Raw genomic sequence first — 14,441 nt, forward strand, 5'->3', positions numbered from 1 at the left:
CACCCCCACTTCTGTAATTGGTTCTGAACCGTTACGGTCACTTCATGGCGCGGTCGATGCATGTGCGACGCCCCGCGACGCTCGCCTCACTGGCGGCGGAGCTGGGTGTTTCCCGGACAACGGTGTCCAACGCGTACAACCGTCCCGACCAGCTCTCGCCAGAGCTGCGACGCCGGGTGTTGGAGACAGCGAGACGACTCGGGTACCCGGGGCCCGACCCGGTGGCCCGTTCACTGCGGACCAGGAAGGCCGGTGCGGTGGGCCTGCTGCTCACCGAGAACCTGTCCTACGCGTTCCGCGACCCGGCGGCGATCGGGTTCCTGGAGGGGTTGGCGCTCGCCTGCGAGGACGCCGGGACCGGGCTGCTGCTCGTCCCGGCGAACCCCGAGCGCGAGGACGTGGCGGCCGTGCACCGGGCCGGGGTGGACGGTTTCGTCGTGTACTCCGTGCCCGACGACGACCCGCACCTGGCGGCCGTGCTGGAGCGGCCCGTGCCGACCGTCGTGTGCGACCAGCCCGACCTCGGCAACGTCGACCGCGTCGGCATCGACGACCAGGCGGCCATGCACGCGCTGGCGCAGCACCTGATCTCGCTGGGGCACCGGCGGGTCGGCGTGGTGTGCATGCGGCTGGCCCGCGACCGCAACGACGACTTCGTGACGCCGGAACGCCAGCAGGCGGCGCACTTCCACGTGCAGCGGGCCCGGTTGGCGGGGCTCGCGCAGGCGTTCGCGTCGGTCGGCGTGGACTGGGCGACCGTGCCGGTGGCCGAGCGGTTCGACCACACCATGGCGTCGGGCGCGTCGGCGGCGGCGCAGGTGCTGGAGCGCGACCCGCAGATCACCGCGCTGATCTGCACGTCGGACATACTGGCCCTCGGCGCCATGGCGGAGCTCCAGCGGCGCGGCCTGCGGGTGCCCGCGGACATCACCGTCACCGGCTTCGACGGCATCCGCGAGGCGGAGCAGGCGGGCCTGACGACGGTGCGCCAGCCGGTCCTGGAGAAGGGCCGCGCGGCGGGCAAGCTGCTCCTCGACTCGGCCGAGCGCACCCGCCCCCGGGCCGTCACGCTGTCCACCGAACTGGTCCAGGGCACCACCGCCGCCCCGCCGCGCGGCACGGCCGAGGAACGCTGGTTCGGCCCGTGACCCGCCCGGCCTGACGCCTTCCCGAACACTCCGCAGGGGTCCCCGCAAGGGGGCCCCTGCTGTCGTTCCACCAGGTGGACCGGCCGCGTCGAGGCGCGACAATCGAGAGGTGCCGCCACCTTCAAAACCGTTGCGCAAGTTGGGTTTCCTGACCATCGGGACGTTCGACGAGACCGACCCGGGACGCGGGCACGAGTCGACGTTGCAGGTGATCGAGCTCGGTGAGCGGCTCGGGTTCGACAGCGCCTGGGTGCGGCACCGGCACCTCCAGTTCGGCATCTCCTCGCCCGTCGCCGTGCTCGCCGCGGCCTCGCAGCGGACCCGCCGCATCGAGCTCGGGACCGCCGTCATCCCGCTCGGCTGGGAGAACCCGCTGCGCCTGGCCGAGGACCTGGCCACGGTGGACGTGCTGTCCGGCGGACGGCTCAACCCCGGGGTGAGCGTCGGGCCGCCGATGCGGTTCGACCGGGTCCGGGAAGCGCTCTACCCCGACACGGCGGACGCCGAGGACTTCGGCTACCGGCGCCTGGCACGGTTGCTCGCCCACGTGCGCGGCGAGCCCGTCACCGACTTCCGCGGCACGGAGGGGATCGAGGTGTTCTCCGACCGCGTCCAGCCGCACTCACCCGGCCTCGCCGACCGCCTGTGGTACGGCGGCGGCAGCTTCGCCTCCGCCCGCTGGGCCGGCGAGCACGGGCTGAACCTGCTCGTCAGCAGCGTCGTCAAGGCCGAGGGCCGCACCGGGTTCGCCGACATCCAGCGCGACCACGTCCGCGCCTTCCGCGCCGCCCACCCCGACGGCGAGCGGGCCCGCGTCTCGCAGGGCCTCGTCGTCATCCCGACCGACTCGGCGTCCGCCGCACAACGCGCGAAGTACCACGACTACGCGGCGGCGCGCCTGCCCCGCACGGCCACGCCGCAGGGTCCGGCCGGGTTGCTGTTCTCCCCCGACTTCGTGGGCACGTCCGCGCAGATCGCCGAACGCCTCCACGCCCACGCCGCGTTCCGGGAGGTCGACGAGGTGGCGTTCGCCCTGCCGTTCGCCTTCGAGCACGCCGACTACGAGCAGATCCTCACCGACATCGCCACCGTCCTCGGTCCCGCGCTCGGCTGGACGCCGTAGGCATCACGTCACGCGGAAGATCACCGGGTTGCCCGCCTTGCCCGCGACGACCGCCGTCAGCAGGTAGTCGCCCGCGCCGAGCCGAGAGCTCTTGCGGCAGCCCGGTTCCGAGGTGGTGCCCGGCCACTGCACGCCGTAGGTGAACCGCTCGCCCGGCTGCACCACGCGCACCTCCGAGCCGTCGGTGGCGAAGCAGTCGTTGCTCGACCACAGCCGGGTCGCGCCGTCCGCGCTCGTCACCACCAGCTCCCGCACCTTGCGCCCGATCTCCTTGGCGCACGGCAGCGGCCCGGTGTTGGACACGACGATGGTGAACCGGACCGGTTGGCCGGCCGGGGTCGACGGCTTGTCCACCTCCGCCGCCACGGCCACCTGGGCGTCGTCGCACGGCGGCGGCGGGCCCGGGGGCAGGGTCGGGGACGGCGTCGCGGCCGGGGTCGGGGCGGGCGGCGGCGGGGTGGTCGAGGACGACGACGCGACCACCGGTGTCGCCTCCGGCTCCGGCGGGCTGGACGGGGGCCGCGCCACCGCGGGCGCCGGGTCACCCCGGCCGACCAGCGCGCCGACCAGCCACACGACGCCGACCAGCGCGACCAAGGACCCGGCGACGGCGAACGCGCGACGCCGCCGGTACACCGACCGCGGGTGCGGGCCTGTGGGCTCGGTCACGCGGTCGAAGGTAGCCGGGTCACGTGGAATTCCCGGGTAGGTCCCGATCGCCCGATGTGGTGAACGTGAGGTGCGCCCGATTCACTTGCCCGCCATCCGGGAGGCGGGTTCCAATCCGGGAGAACAACGGAGGTGTGCGATGACCGCGATCGACGAGCTGCTCCGCCGCAACGCCGAACTGGGCGACATCGTCCCCGGCGACCGATCCTCGCCGAAGCCCTCGATGCAGGTGACGATCCTGACCTGCATGGACTCCCGCATCCGGGTGTTCGAGATCTTCGGTCTCAAGCAGGGTGAGGCGCACGTGCTGCGCAACGCGGGCGGCGTGGTGACCGACGACATGATCCGCTCCCTGGCGCTGAGCCAGCGCAAGCTCGGCACCCGCGAGGTGTTGCTGGTGCACCACACGAACTGCGGCTTGCAGCTGGTCACCGAGGACGAGTTCAAGGACGAGCTGGAGGCGGCCTCCGGGATGCGCCCGCCGTGGTCGGTGGAGGCGTTCCGCGAGGTGAAGGACAGCGTCCGCGGCTCGGTGAACCGGGTCCGGCACAGCCCCTACCTGCTGCACCGCGACAACGTGCGCGGCTTCGTCTACGACGTGCACACGGGCCAGCTGACCGAAGTCGTGTGACCGGTCGGCGAACCGGTCTGGGAGACTGTGCGGCGCTATGAGCCTGGACGCCGAGCTCCTCCTCGACTGGTTCGCCGACACCGCCCGCGACCTGCCCTGGCGACGGCCGGAGTGCACGGCCTGGGGCGTGCTGGTCAGCGAGATCATGCTGCAGCAGACCCCGGTGGCCCGGGTCGAGCCGATCTGGCACGAGTGGCTGGCCCGGTGGCCGACCCCGTCGGCGATGGCCAGGGCGAGTCAGGGCGAGGTGCTGCGGGCCTGGGGCAAGCTCGGCTACCCCCGTCGCGCCCTCCGGCTGCACGCCGCCGCGCAGGCCGTCGCCGAGCACCACGACGACGTCGTCCCGAGCGACGTGGACACCCTGCTCGCCCTGCCCGGCATCGGCGCGTACACCGCGCGGGCGGTGGCGGCGTTCGCGTACGGGCAGCGGTGCCCGGTGGTCGACACGAACGTCCGCCGGGTCGTGGCGCGGGCCGTGCACGGCGCGGGTGACGCGGGCCCGCCGTCCACCACCAAGGACATGAAGGACGTCGAAGCGCTCCTGCCGGAGGAGGACGGGCGCGCCGCCGCCTACTCGGCCGCGCTCATGGAGCTGGGCGCTCTCGTCTGCACCGCCCGCGCGCCCAAGTGCGCCGACTGCCCGGTGTTCGACGGGTGCGCGTGGCAGCTCAACGGCCGTCCCGCGTACGACGGCCCGGCCAAGGCGGTGCAGAAGTTCGCGGGCACCGACCGGCAGGTGCGCGGCCTGCTGCTGGACGTGCTGCGCGGCACCAGCGAACCGGTCGCGAAGGCGCGCCTGGACGTGGTCTGGTCGGACGCGGGCCAGCGGGACCGCTGCCTGCACGCGCTGCTCGTGGACGGCCTGGTCGAGCAGACCCGGGAGGGCCTGTTCGCGCTGCCCGGGGAGCACTGACCCGTGCACGCCCTGGTGGTCTTCTTCGACACCGAGGCCGAGAACGCCGTGCGGGCGCTGTGGCGGCGGATCGGCGCGAGGTCCGAGCTGCCGCCCCACCTGACCTACGCGGCGGCGGGCGCGATCGGCCCGAAGGTGCGGGCCGAGCTGCGCGAGGACCTGTCCCGGCTGTGGCTGCCCGACGTCTGGCTGCACACGCTCAGCGCCACCGAGAACGCCCTCCAGCTCGGCGCGGTCGTGGACGCCGAGCTGCTGGCCGTGCACTCGGCCGTGCACGACGTGCTCGCGGGCCGGGTGAAGCACCCGCACGGCCGGCACCTGCCCGGCAACTGGGTGCCGCACTGCCCGCTGCTCACCGGCGAGGACGCCGAGGTGACGGCGGCGTTCGCCGAGCTGCACCCGATCACGCCGATCCGCGCGAAGACCCGCGAGATGGCGATCGTGGACACTCAGACCGGGTCGATCGACCCGCTCAGGAACGCCTCCACCGCGCCCCGGTAGACCTCCGGAGCCTCGTCGTGCACGACGTGCCCGGACTCCGGCACCACCAGGTGCGTCGCCCCGGTCCGGCGTGCCACCTCGGCCATCTGCCCGGCCCGCAGCCCGCCCAGCCCGGCCTCGACCACCAGCATCGGGCACCGGATCGCGTCCACGTGGTCCCAGTAGTCCCGCTCACCCCACTCCGAGGCGATCTCGTACAGGTCGGGCAGGTGCGCGATGAGGTGCCAGCCGTCCTCGCGCTCCTCGAACATCTCCTCCACCCGCGGCACGTCCACGACCGTCCGCACGTGCGCCAACGACTCGAACGCGGGCGGCCACGCGTCGAAGTACCACTTCCACTCGTCGACCGTGCGGCCCCGGTTGTCCGGCACCACGTCCTCGGCGACCACCGCCCGCACCAGGTCGGGCCGGGTCGCGGCGAGCGCCCACGCGTGCAGCCCGCCCATCGAGTGCCCGATCACCACGGCGGGCGCGAGGTCGAACCGCTCGATGACCTCGGCCGCGTCGGCGACGAAGTCCTCCGTCCGGAACGGCCCGCGCACCGGGTTGCGGCCGTGCCCGCGCGCGTCCGGCGCCACCACCCGCCCGTACGGCTTGAGCCACTGCGCCACCGTCCACCACGTGCCGGCCCGGCTCATCAGGCCGTGGAGCAGCAGGATGCCCTGCCCCGATCCACCGAACTCCGCAACGCTCATACGTGCATCATGTCGGCATGGCCATCAGTCCCAAGGCGCGCCCGTACCTGATCGTCGTCGTCGTGGTGCTGGTGGTGGCCGGGATCGTGGTGGCGAAGCTGCCCCGGGACGAGGACGGCGCGCCGAGCGCCGCGCAAACCACCACCACCACCACTCCCGCGGTGGTGGACGCCGAGGGTGGCGACGGCGCGGGTGACGCCTACTACCCGCAGGACGGCAACACCGGCTACGACGTCGGCGGCTACGACGTGTCGGTCAGCTACGACCCGGCGACCAAGCGGCTCGACGGGGTCGCGAAGATCACCGCCAGGGCGACCGCCGACCTGACCCGGTTCAACCTCGACCTGTACGCCCTGGAGGTGACCGGCGTCGACGTGCGCGAGCAGGCGGCGGAGCACCGCCAGGAGGGCGACCACGAGCTGGTCGTCACGCCCGCGACCCCCCTGGCCGCCGGCGAGGAGTTCACCACCACCGTCCGGTACGGCGGCGAGCCGACCTTGTTCGAGGACCGGGCCCTGGGGCGCAGCGGCTGGCAGGTGTCGGTCGGCGGCGGCGCGTTCGCGGCGGGCGAGCCCCACTCGGCGACCACGTGGTTCCCGGCCAACGACACCCCGCGCGACAAGGCGACGTTCGCCCTGACCGCCCGCGTGCCCGAGGGCTGGTCGGTGATCTCCAACGGCGTCGAGGCGGGCGCCACCACCGCCGCCGACGGCTGGACGTCGTTCCGCTGGGTCGCCGACCAGCCGATGGCCACCTACCTGACCACGATCGCGATCGACAGGTGGACCGTCGAGCGGTCCGCGCTGCCCGACGGCACGCCGGTGGTGAACGCCTACGCGCCGGGCGCGGAGAACGGCAGGCAGCACCAGGAGCGGCTGCCCGAGGTGCTCGGGTTCCTGGCGGAGAAGTTCGGGCCGTACCCGTTCTCCTCGGCGGGCGGGATCTTCCTCGCCGACGACATCGGGTTCTCGCTGGAGACCCAGACCCGGCCGATCTACGCGGGCTGGGCCGACCTGGACACCGTCGTGCACGAGAACGCCCACCAGTGGTTCGGCGACTCGGTGAGCCTGGAGAACTGGGCCGACATCTGCCTGAACGAGTGCTTCGCCTCCTACGCCCAGTGGCTGTGGGCCGAGGCGAAGGACGGCGTCGACCTGGACCAGCGGTACCGCGCCGAGGTCGAGCGGGTCGGCGACCGGGAGACGTACTGGAACCGCAAGCTCTACGACATGGGCCGGGGCAACGAGTTCCGGGGCGTCTACGACAAGGGCCAGCTCGCGCTGCACGCGCTGCGCCGCCAGGTCGGGGACCCCGCGTTCGACCGCCTGGTGAAGGAGTGGACGGCCGCGCACCGCGACGGCAACGCGTCGTGGCCGGAGTTCGAGGCGCACGTGGAGCGGGTGTCGGGGCAGGACCTCGACGCGTTCTTCGGCGCCTGGTTCCGCGGCGACGAGGTGCCCGCCGACGAGTTCCTCTACCCCGGTCCCCTGCGTCGGTAACTGGTTAGAGTGGTTACGTGGCGACGTGGACCAGGACGCTGACCCGCCCGGACGGGCAGAGCTTCCGCTTCGACCCCGGCAGCTTCGCGATGGAGCTGCTGGTCAGCGGCGGCCCCGGCGAGCTGCGGGTGTTCGAGGCCCTGCACGCGCCGGACGACCTGGCGGCGTGGCTGGTCGACTCGCGCCTGGCCACGACCGGCTCGTTCACCGCGGCCGACGTGCGGGTCACCGAAGCCGAGCTGCACGCGGTGAAGGAGCTGCGGGACGCGTTCTGGCGGGTGGCGCGGGCGATGGCGCACGGCGCCGACCTGCCGCGGGCCGACCTCGACGTGCTCAACGCGGCCACCGCCGAGACACCGCGCCCGGTCGTCGACCCCGTGACGCGCGAGCTGACCTGGGCCAAGCCCATCACCGGCACGCAGGTGCTCGGCGCGGCGGCGCGGGACGCGGTCGAGCTGGTGGCCCGGGGCGGCGTGCGCGAGTGCTCGGCGTCGAACTGCGGCCTGCTGTTCGTGGACACCTCCCGGTCCGGCAACCGCCGCTGGTGCTCGATGGAGCGGTGCGGCAACCGCCACAAGGTCCGCGCGCACCGGGCCCGCCACGAGACGGAACCCGCCGAGGCGCAGTAACGTCGGGGCATGGCGGTTGTGAAGATCAACGCGATCCACGTGCCCGACGGCTCCGGCCCCGAGCTGGAGAAGCGGTTCGCCGCGCGGCTCGGCGCGGTCGACTCCGAACCCGGCTTCCTCGGCTTCCAGCTCCTGCGGCCGGTCAAGGGCGACGACCGGTACTTCGTGGTGACGCAGTGGGAGACCGAGGAGGACTTCCGCAACTGGATGGGCGGGCGGGCCAAGGAGGCCCACTCGGGCGAGCGGGCCAAGCCCGTCGGCACCGGGTCGGACCTGCTGGAGTTCGAGGTCGTGCTCAGCTCGGCCCCGAAGAAGTGACCGCGTAGGAGTGGACGAGGCGCTCGACCGCGCGGCGGAGCTGATCTCCTCCGCCGACGCGGTGCTGGTGTGCGCGGGCGCGGGCATGGGCGTCGACTCGGGCCTGCCCGACTTCCGCGGCGCCACCGGCTTCTGGCAGGCTTACCCGCCCTACGAGCGGCTGGGGCTGCGGTTCGAGGAGCTGGCCGACCCCGTGCACTTCGTGGCGGACCCGGCGCTCGCGTGGGGCTTCTACGGGCACCGGCTCGACCTGTACCGGCGCACCACTCCGCACGACGGGTTCCGCGTGCTGCGGGAGTGGGGCGCGCGGGTGTTCACGTCGAACGTGGACGGCCAGTTCCAGCGGGCCGGGTTCGCGGACGTGGCCGAGGTGCACGGGTCGATCCACCACCTCCAGTGCGTGGAGCCCTGCACGGACGACGTGTGGCCCGCCGACGACGTCGTGGTGGACGTGGACCCGGAGTCGATGCGCGCGGTCGGGCCGTTGCCGTCGTGCCGCAACTGCGGCGGGCTCGCGCGGCCGAACATCCTCATGTTCGGCGACTGGTCGTGGATCGGCGGGCCGTCGCAGAAGGCGCTGGACGCGGTGGCCCAGTGGCGGCGGGGCCACCGCGACCTGGTCGTGCTGGAGATCGGCGCCGGTCAGGCGGTGCCGACCGTGCGGCGTCAGGCGGAGCTGGCCAGCGCCGCGTCCGGGGCGCTGATCAGGATCAACCCGCGCGAGCCGGAGGTGCGGCACGGGCGCGGGGTGTCGTTGCCGCTGGGCGCGCTGGAGGCGCTCACCGGGCTGGCACGACGAATCGGCTGACCACCGCCCGGTGGTCCGAGCCGGGGATGTCGACCGCGGTGAACTCCTCCACCGGGCACCGGTCGTCCACCAGCACGTGGTCGATGGCCACCGGCGGCGGCCACAGCGCTCCGCCGGCCGGCCAGGTCGCGTGCAGGCCCGCGCCGACCTGGTCGGCCGCGTCCACGTAACCGGTGTTGAGCAGCCGGCGCATGCCGACGTGGTCCAGGGTGGCGTTGAAGTCGCCCGCGAGCACCCGCACCGGCCCGTCCAGCGCCCTCCGGGGCAGGCCCGCCATGTCGCGCTGCCAGCTCTCCGGCCCGGCGTGCACCACCGGCGGCAGCGGGTGCACCGACAGCACCTCCAGGTCCTCCGCGCCGGGCAGGTCGACCAGCGCGCCCGCCTGGCGCAGCGTGCTCGGCGGCGTGAGCGTGCGCGGGGCCAGCGGGTAGCGGGACGCGATGCCGGACCCCGAGCCGCCCGGCTCGTCCAGGAAGTGCCGGTGGGGCAGCACGTCGTCCAGGCCCGCGCGCTCGAAGTCGCGCACCATCTCCGGCGTCAGCTCCTGCACCGTGAGCACGTCCACGCGGTGCGCCCGAACCACCGCCACGACCGCCTCCGCCTCCGCCTTGCCGACCAGCAGGTTGGCCGCCATCACGGTCACCTCCCGGCCCACGCCGACCGGCCGCGAGTCGGGGAACGCCCGCGGCGCGACCGCCGCCACCAGCACCACGGCGACCAGCAGCGTGACCGTGCCGACCGCCCAGCGCCGCAGCAGCAGCGCCAGCCCGCCCAGCAGCACCCCGGCGGCGGTGAAGTAGGGCGTGAGGGCGGTGGTGGCGACCATGTACCGGCCGCCGTCGATGCCGAGCAGCCGGGTGAACGCCGCGAGCAGGAACGCGACGGCCGCCACTACCAGCAGGAACGTCGTCCCCTTGCGCCTGGTGCGGCGTTCCTCCATGTCGACCACACGATCTAGTCTGCCCGAGTGGACGTTTTGCTGACCGGCTTCGAACCGTTCGCCGGCGAGGACACCAACCCGTCGTGGGACGCGGTCGACGCGGTGCGACCGGACGGCTACCGGCTGACGCGGCTGCGCCTGCCGTGCGTGTTCGGGGCGGCTGTCGACGCCGTCCGGGACTCGCTGGCCGCCCACCGCTACGACCTGGTGGTGTGCGTGGGGCAGGCGGGCGGACGGGTCGGCGTCACGCCGGAGCGCGTGGCGGTGAACCTGGACGACGCGCGCATCCCGGACAACGCGGGCGCGCAGCCCGTCGACGAGCCGGTGGTGCCGGGCGGTCCGGCGGCGTACTTCACCGGGCTGCCGGTGAAGGCGTGCGTGGCCGCGCTGGAGGCCGAGGGCATCCCGGCGTCCGTGTCCCACACGGCGGGCACGTTCGTCTGCAACCACGTGTTCTACGGCCTGATGCACCTGATCGCGACCGAGCACCCGGACGTGCGCGGCGGGTTCGTGCACGTGCCGTTCTCGCCCGCGCAGGCGGAGGCCGGCGGCCACCCCAGCCTGCCCGTCGCCACCACGGCCAGGGCGCTGGAGCTGATCGTGCGCACGGCCCTGACGACGTCGACCGACCTGCACGTCACCGCCGGCACCCTGCACTGACGGCACCGCGCGCTGACGCCACCGGTACCGACGGCCTGACGCGAGAACGCCCCCCGGGCGAACCCGGGGGGCGTTCCACGTCGGTCACATCAGGCGGACTCGGAGTCCGAGTCGCCGCCCGAGTCGCCACCGGAGGCGGCCAGGTCGACCGGCGGGGCGTCCGGCACCCGCAGCGGCTTGGTCTCGCCGCGGAAGGTGAAGTGCGCCTTGTCGTCGGCCTCGGACTCGCCGTCCCAGCCCTCGACGTCGGTGATGATGATCTGGCCGGGCTGGATCTCCCCGAACAGGATCTTCTCCGACAGCTGGTCCTCGATCTCGCGCTGGATCGTGCGACGCAGCGGCCGGGCGCCCAGCACGGGGTCGAACCCGCGCTTGGCCAGCAGCTTCTTCGCGCGATCGGTGAGCTCGATCGCCATGTCCTTGTTCTTCAACTGCGTCTCGACGCGGGCGATCATCAGGTCCACCATCTTGATGATCTCGTCCTGCGTGAGCTGGTGGAAGACGATGATGTCGTCGATGCGGTTGAGGAACTCGGGCCGGAAGTGCTTCTTCAGCTCGTCGTTGACCTTGTTCTTCATGCGCTCGTAGTTGGACGCGGTGTCCTGACCCGAGGTGAAGCCGAGGCCGACGGCCTTGCTGATGTCCGACGTGCCCAGGTTGGACGTGAAGATGATGACGGTGTTCTTGAAGTCCACCGTCCGGCCCTGACCGTCGGTCAGGCGGCCGTCCTCCAGCACCTGGAGCAGCGTGTTGTAGACCTCCTGGTGGGCCTTCTCGATCTCGTCGAACAGCACCACGGAGAACGGCTTGCGGCGCACCTTCTCGGTGAGCTGGCCGCCCTCTTCGTAGCCGACGTAGCCGGGAGGGGCACCGAACAGGCGCGACGCCGTGTAGCGGTCGTGGAACTCGCCCATGTCGATCTGGATCAGGGCGTCGTCCTCGCCGAACAGGAAGTTCGCCAGCGCCTTGGACAGCTCGGTCTTGCCGACACCGGACGGGCCGGCGAAGATGAACGAGCCGGAAGGCCGCTTCGGGTCCTTCAGGCCGGCCCGCGTGCGGCGGATCGCCTGCGACACGGCCTTGACCGCGTCGACCTGGCCGATGATCCGCTTGTGCAGCTCGTCCTCCATGCGGAGCAGACGCGTGGTCTCCTCCTCGGTGAGCTTGAACACGGGGATGCCGGTCCAGTTCGCCAGCACCTCGGCGATCTGCTCGTCGTCCACCTCGGCGACGACGTCGAGGTCGCCGTCCTTCCACTGCTTCTCCCGCTCGGCCTTCTGGCCCAGCAGCGTCTTCTCCTGGTCGCGGAGCTTCGCGGCGCGCTCGAAGTCCTGCGCGTCGATCGCGGACTCCTTGTCCCGGCGCACGTCGGCGATCTTCTCGTCGAACTCGCGCAGGTCCGGCGGCGCGGTCATCCGGCGGATGCGCATCCGCGCGCCCGCCTCGTCGATGAGGTCGATCGCCTTGTCCGGCAGGAACCGGTCGTTGATGTACCGGTCGGCCAGCGTCGCCGCGGCGACCAGCGCGGAGTCGGTGATCGAGACGCGGTGGTGCGCCTCGTACCGGTCCCGCAGACCCTTGAGGATCTCGATCGTGTGCTCCAGCGACGGCTCGCCGACCTGGATCGGCTGGAACCGGCGCTCCAGGGCGGGGTCCTTCTCGACGTACTTGCGGTACTCGTCGAGCGTGGTCGCGCCGATGGTCTGGAGCTCGCCGCGGGCCAGCATGGGCTTGAGGATCGACGCGGCGTCGATCGCGCCCTCGGCCGCGCCGGCGCCGACCAGGGTGTGGATCTCGTCGATGAACAGGATGATGTCGCCGCGCGTGCGGATCTCCTTGAGCACCTTCTTCAGGCGCTCTTCGAAGTCACCGCGGTAGCGCGAGCCCGCGACCAGCGAACCCAGGTCCAGCGTGTAGAGCTGCTTGTCCTTCAGCGTCTCGGGCACCTCGCCCTTGACCACCATCTGGGCCAAGCCCTCGACCACGGCGGTCTTGCCCACGCCGGGCTCGCCGATCAGGACCGGGTTGTTCTTGGTGCGGCGGGACAGCACCTGCATGACCCGCTCGATCTCCTTGGTGCGCCCGATCACCGGGTCGAGCTTGCCCTCCCGCGCGCTGGCGGTCAGGTTGCGCCCGAACTGGTCGAGCACCAGGGACGAGGACGGGGTGCCCTCACCGCGGCCGCCGGACTCGGCGGGCTCCTTGCCGCCGGAGTAGCCGGACAGGAGCTGCAGGACCTGCTGGCGCACCCGGTTGAGGTCCGCGCCGAGCTTGACCAGCACCTGCGCGGCGACGCCCTCGCCCTCGCGGATCAGGCCGAGCAGGATGTGCTCCGTGCCGATGTAGTTGTGCCCGAGCTGCAGCGCCTCGCGCAGCGACAGCTCCAGCACCTTCTTGGCGCGCGGGGTGAAGGGGATGTGGCCGGACGGGGCCTGCTGACCCTGGCCGATGATCTCCTCGACCTGCTGGCGGACGCCCTCCAGCGCGATCCCCAACGACTCCAGCGCCTTGGCGGCGACACCTTCACCCTCGTGGATCAACCCCAGGAGGATGTGCTCGGTGCCGATGTAGTTGTGGTTGAGCATCCTGGCCTCTTCCTGGGCCAGGACAACCACCCGCCTCGCGCGGTCGGTGAACCTTTCGAACATTCGCACTCCCTGACTGCTGCGCCGGCGGTCCTCGGGCTCACCCCTGGCCGACCGTCTGGCTGACCGTGGAGAGCGCGGCACCGTGGGACCACTGTAGTCGTCAGCCCCGACACTCTCAGTTCCCGATCGCAGGCAGCCGTCTTCGGGGATCTCTGACATCGGTACCAACGCGTGATCTGCCAGGCAGATTCCACGGAACGGGTGTTGTCCGCTGAGCGCGAACATTCCACCGTTCGGCGACATCCGGGGTGACCGGTGTCACCGCCGGGGTGCAAGTTAGGTGAACCTGGGTAAGGTTAGGCAAGCCTCAACCACGCTCCGCTGAACCACTCGGCCCGCTCGAACCGACGAGGACCTTCTGGACATGACCGTACCGGTGCGGACGACCGCGTGCGACGTGATGACGCCCGTCGCGCGGTCCTTGGCGCGGGTGTCGCTGTACGAGGGTTTCGAGCTGAGGTTCGGCCTGCCGGCCGAGCGCGGTGACTGGGTGCTGTGCTCGGAGCTCATGGGCGAGCCGGAGCGGTTCGACGGGTGGCGCAAGGCGCTGGCCGAGTGGCTGCGCGAGCAGTACGGCGAGGCGCCCGACCGCACCACGGCCGGGTACGTCATGAGCTGGTACCTCAGCGTCGTGGGCGTGCTGGGCGGCCTGCTGTTCCACACCGCGCGGCGGGTGCCGTCGCTGCGGCCCGAGGACGTGGCGGTCAGGGTCGCGGCGGAGGGCCGGCCGCACGTGGTCGGCGTGGCGCTGCTGACCGACGACTTCGCGTGCCTGCCCGACGACCCTGAGGGCAACCACCCGGCGGCGACCGTGGTGGCCGACGAGACGGCGCTGGCGGCGCTGATGCGGGCCCGGTTCGCCGCGCACACCGCGCGGTTCGTGGCTTCGTTCGGGCCGACCGTGCGGCTGGGGCGGCGGATGCTGTGGGCGGCGGCCACGGACGCGCTGGACAGCGCGGCGTGGACGGCGGGGCAGCTGTGCGGCGACGAGACCGGCGGCGTGATGGACTCGGCGCTGTTGCTGCCGGCCAAGCTGGACCCGTTCACCTCGGCGTCGACGCTGCGGGCCACCGGGACCGGCTGGACCCGCCGCCGCGAGAGCTGCTGCTTCCACTACGTGCTGCCGAACGCCGAAGCCTGCGCCACCTGCCCCCGCGTCTGCTGACCCGCGTGTCGAACCCTCGCGTCCCGCGTGTCGAACCTCCAGAACCCCTGAATTCAACGCTCAGGTCCGGTCACACGCGTCCTGAGCGTTGAAC

Annotated in this window: 15 protein-coding genes; 11 read left to right on the forward strand and 4 right to left on the reverse strand. The window is 72.4% G+C overall.

Translation table 11 applies throughout. The annotated features are described in order from the left end of the window. The first annotated feature begins 44 nt into the window (after window positions 1-44). Both ACIQMJ_RS03310 and ACIQMJ_RS03315 read left to right on the forward strand, forming a co-directional pair. Complete coding sequence (locus ACIQMJ_RS03310; protein WP_499759380.1) at window positions 45-1,148, forward strand: LacI family DNA-binding transcriptional regulator; 1,104 nt, start codon at window positions 45-47, stop codon at window positions 1,146-1,148. A 109-nt stretch (window positions 1,149-1,257) separates the two neighbouring features. Further along, window positions 1,258-2,271, forward strand: a complete 1,014-nt coding sequence (locus ACIQMJ_RS03315; RefSeq protein ID WP_499759381.1) for an LLM class flavin-dependent oxidoreductase — start codon at window positions 1,258-1,260, stop codon at window positions 2,269-2,271. 3 nt (window positions 2,272-2,274) lie between these two features. Here the strand turns inward: ACIQMJ_RS03315 and ACIQMJ_RS03320 are convergent, their stop codons facing one another. Beyond that, complete coding sequence (locus ACIQMJ_RS03320; protein ID WP_499759382.1) at window positions 2,275-2,940, reverse strand: hypothetical protein; 666 nt, start codon at window positions 2,938-2,940, stop codon at window positions 2,275-2,277. Window positions 2,941-3,079: 139 nt separating this feature from the next. On the opposite strand from ACIQMJ_RS03320, the gene ACIQMJ_RS03325 reads away from it, so the two are divergent. The 3 genes from ACIQMJ_RS03325 to ACIQMJ_RS03335 are packed head-to-tail and all read left to right on the forward strand — an operon-like array spanning window position 3,080 to window position 4,985. After that, window positions 3,080-3,571, forward strand: coding sequence for a beta-class carbonic anhydrase (locus tag ACIQMJ_RS03325; protein ID WP_499759383.1), 492 nt, complete (start codon window positions 3,080-3,082; stop codon window positions 3,569-3,571). 37 nt (window positions 3,572-3,608) lie between these two features. Continuing rightward, window positions 3,609-4,484: an iron-sulfur binding domain-containing protein gene (locus ACIQMJ_RS03330; RefSeq protein WP_499759384.1), complete on the forward strand. Its 876-nt coding sequence runs from the start codon at window positions 3,609-3,611 to the stop codon at window positions 4,482-4,484. Window positions 4,485-4,487: 3 nt separating this feature from the next. After that, window positions 4,488-4,985, forward strand: a complete 498-nt coding sequence (locus ACIQMJ_RS03335; RefSeq protein WP_499759385.1) for a 2'-5' RNA ligase family protein — start codon at window positions 4,488-4,490, stop codon at window positions 4,983-4,985. On the opposite strand, the gene ACIQMJ_RS03340 is transcribed toward ACIQMJ_RS03335, so the two are convergent. Next, window positions 4,934-5,680, reverse strand: coding sequence for an alpha/beta fold hydrolase (locus tag ACIQMJ_RS03340; RefSeq protein ID WP_499759386.1), 747 nt, complete (start codon window positions 5,678-5,680; stop codon window positions 4,934-4,936). The genes ACIQMJ_RS03335 and ACIQMJ_RS03340 overlap by 52 nt on opposite strands. Before the next feature lie 17 nt (window positions 5,681-5,697). Between ACIQMJ_RS03340 and ACIQMJ_RS03345 the strand changes: the two genes are divergently transcribed. From ACIQMJ_RS03345 to ACIQMJ_RS03360, 4 genes are read left to right on the forward strand one after another with little or no spacing between them, the layout of a single operon-like run. Continuing rightward, entirely contained in the window at window positions 5,698-7,179 is a 1,482-nt protein-coding gene (locus ACIQMJ_RS03345) for a M1 family metallopeptidase (protein ID WP_499759387.1), read from the forward strand. Window positions 7,180-7,196: 17 nt separating this feature from the next. Next, the gene (locus ACIQMJ_RS03350; RefSeq protein ID WP_499759388.1) at window positions 7,197-7,808 is read left to right on the forward strand and encodes a CGNR zinc finger domain-containing protein; all 612 of its coding nucleotides are present in this window, start codon (window positions 7,197-7,199) and stop codon (window positions 7,806-7,808) included. A 9-nt stretch (window positions 7,809-7,817) separates the two neighbouring features. Continuing rightward, entirely contained in the window at window positions 7,818-8,126 is a 309-nt protein-coding gene (locus ACIQMJ_RS03355; RefSeq protein WP_396545478.1) for an antibiotic biosynthesis monooxygenase family protein, read from the forward strand. Window positions 8,127-8,136: 10 nt separating this feature from the next. Continuing rightward, complete coding sequence (locus ACIQMJ_RS03360) at window positions 8,137-8,934, forward strand: SIR2 family NAD-dependent protein deacylase (protein ID WP_499759389.1); 798 nt, start codon at window positions 8,137-8,139, stop codon at window positions 8,932-8,934. Here ACIQMJ_RS03360 and ACIQMJ_RS03365 read toward each other — a convergent pair. Then, window positions 8,906-9,874 carry an endonuclease/exonuclease/phosphatase family protein gene (locus ACIQMJ_RS03365; RefSeq protein ID WP_499760236.1) on the reverse strand — a complete coding sequence of 323 codons (969 nt, stop codon included), beginning with the start codon at window positions 9,872-9,874 and terminating at the stop codon, window positions 8,906-8,908. The two genes, ACIQMJ_RS03360 and ACIQMJ_RS03365, sit on opposite strands and share 29 nt — an antisense overlap. Window positions 9,875-9,901: 27 nt before the next feature. Here ACIQMJ_RS03365 and pcp point away from each other — a divergent pair, with 27 nt between their 5' ends. Further along, window positions 9,902-10,534 carry a pyroglutamyl-peptidase I gene (gene pcp / locus ACIQMJ_RS03370; protein ID WP_499759390.1) on the forward strand — a complete coding sequence of 211 codons (633 nt, stop codon included), beginning with the start codon at window positions 9,902-9,904 and terminating at the stop codon, window positions 10,532-10,534. 89 nt (window positions 10,535-10,623) lie between these two features. Here the strand turns inward: pcp and ACIQMJ_RS03375 are convergent, their stop codons facing one another. Continuing rightward, on the reverse strand, window positions 10,624-13,182 hold the full coding sequence (locus ACIQMJ_RS03375; RefSeq protein ID WP_499759391.1) for an ATP-dependent Clp protease ATP-binding subunit: 2,559 nt from the start codon (window positions 13,180-13,182) through the stop codon (window positions 10,624-10,626). A gap of 364 nt (window positions 13,183-13,546) precedes the next feature. Here ACIQMJ_RS03375 and ACIQMJ_RS03380 point away from each other — a divergent pair, with 364 nt between their 5' ends. Then, window positions 13,547-14,347, forward strand: a complete 801-nt coding sequence (locus tag ACIQMJ_RS03380) for a (2Fe-2S)-binding protein (RefSeq protein ID WP_499759392.1) — start codon at window positions 13,547-13,549, stop codon at window positions 14,345-14,347. Window positions 14,348-14,441 lie beyond the last annotated feature (94 nt).

This window comes from Actinosynnema sp. NPDC091369 (assembly GCF_044757065.1).
Taxonomy (GTDB): Bacteria; Actinomycetota; Actinomycetes; order Mycobacteriales; family Pseudonocardiaceae; genus Actinosynnema.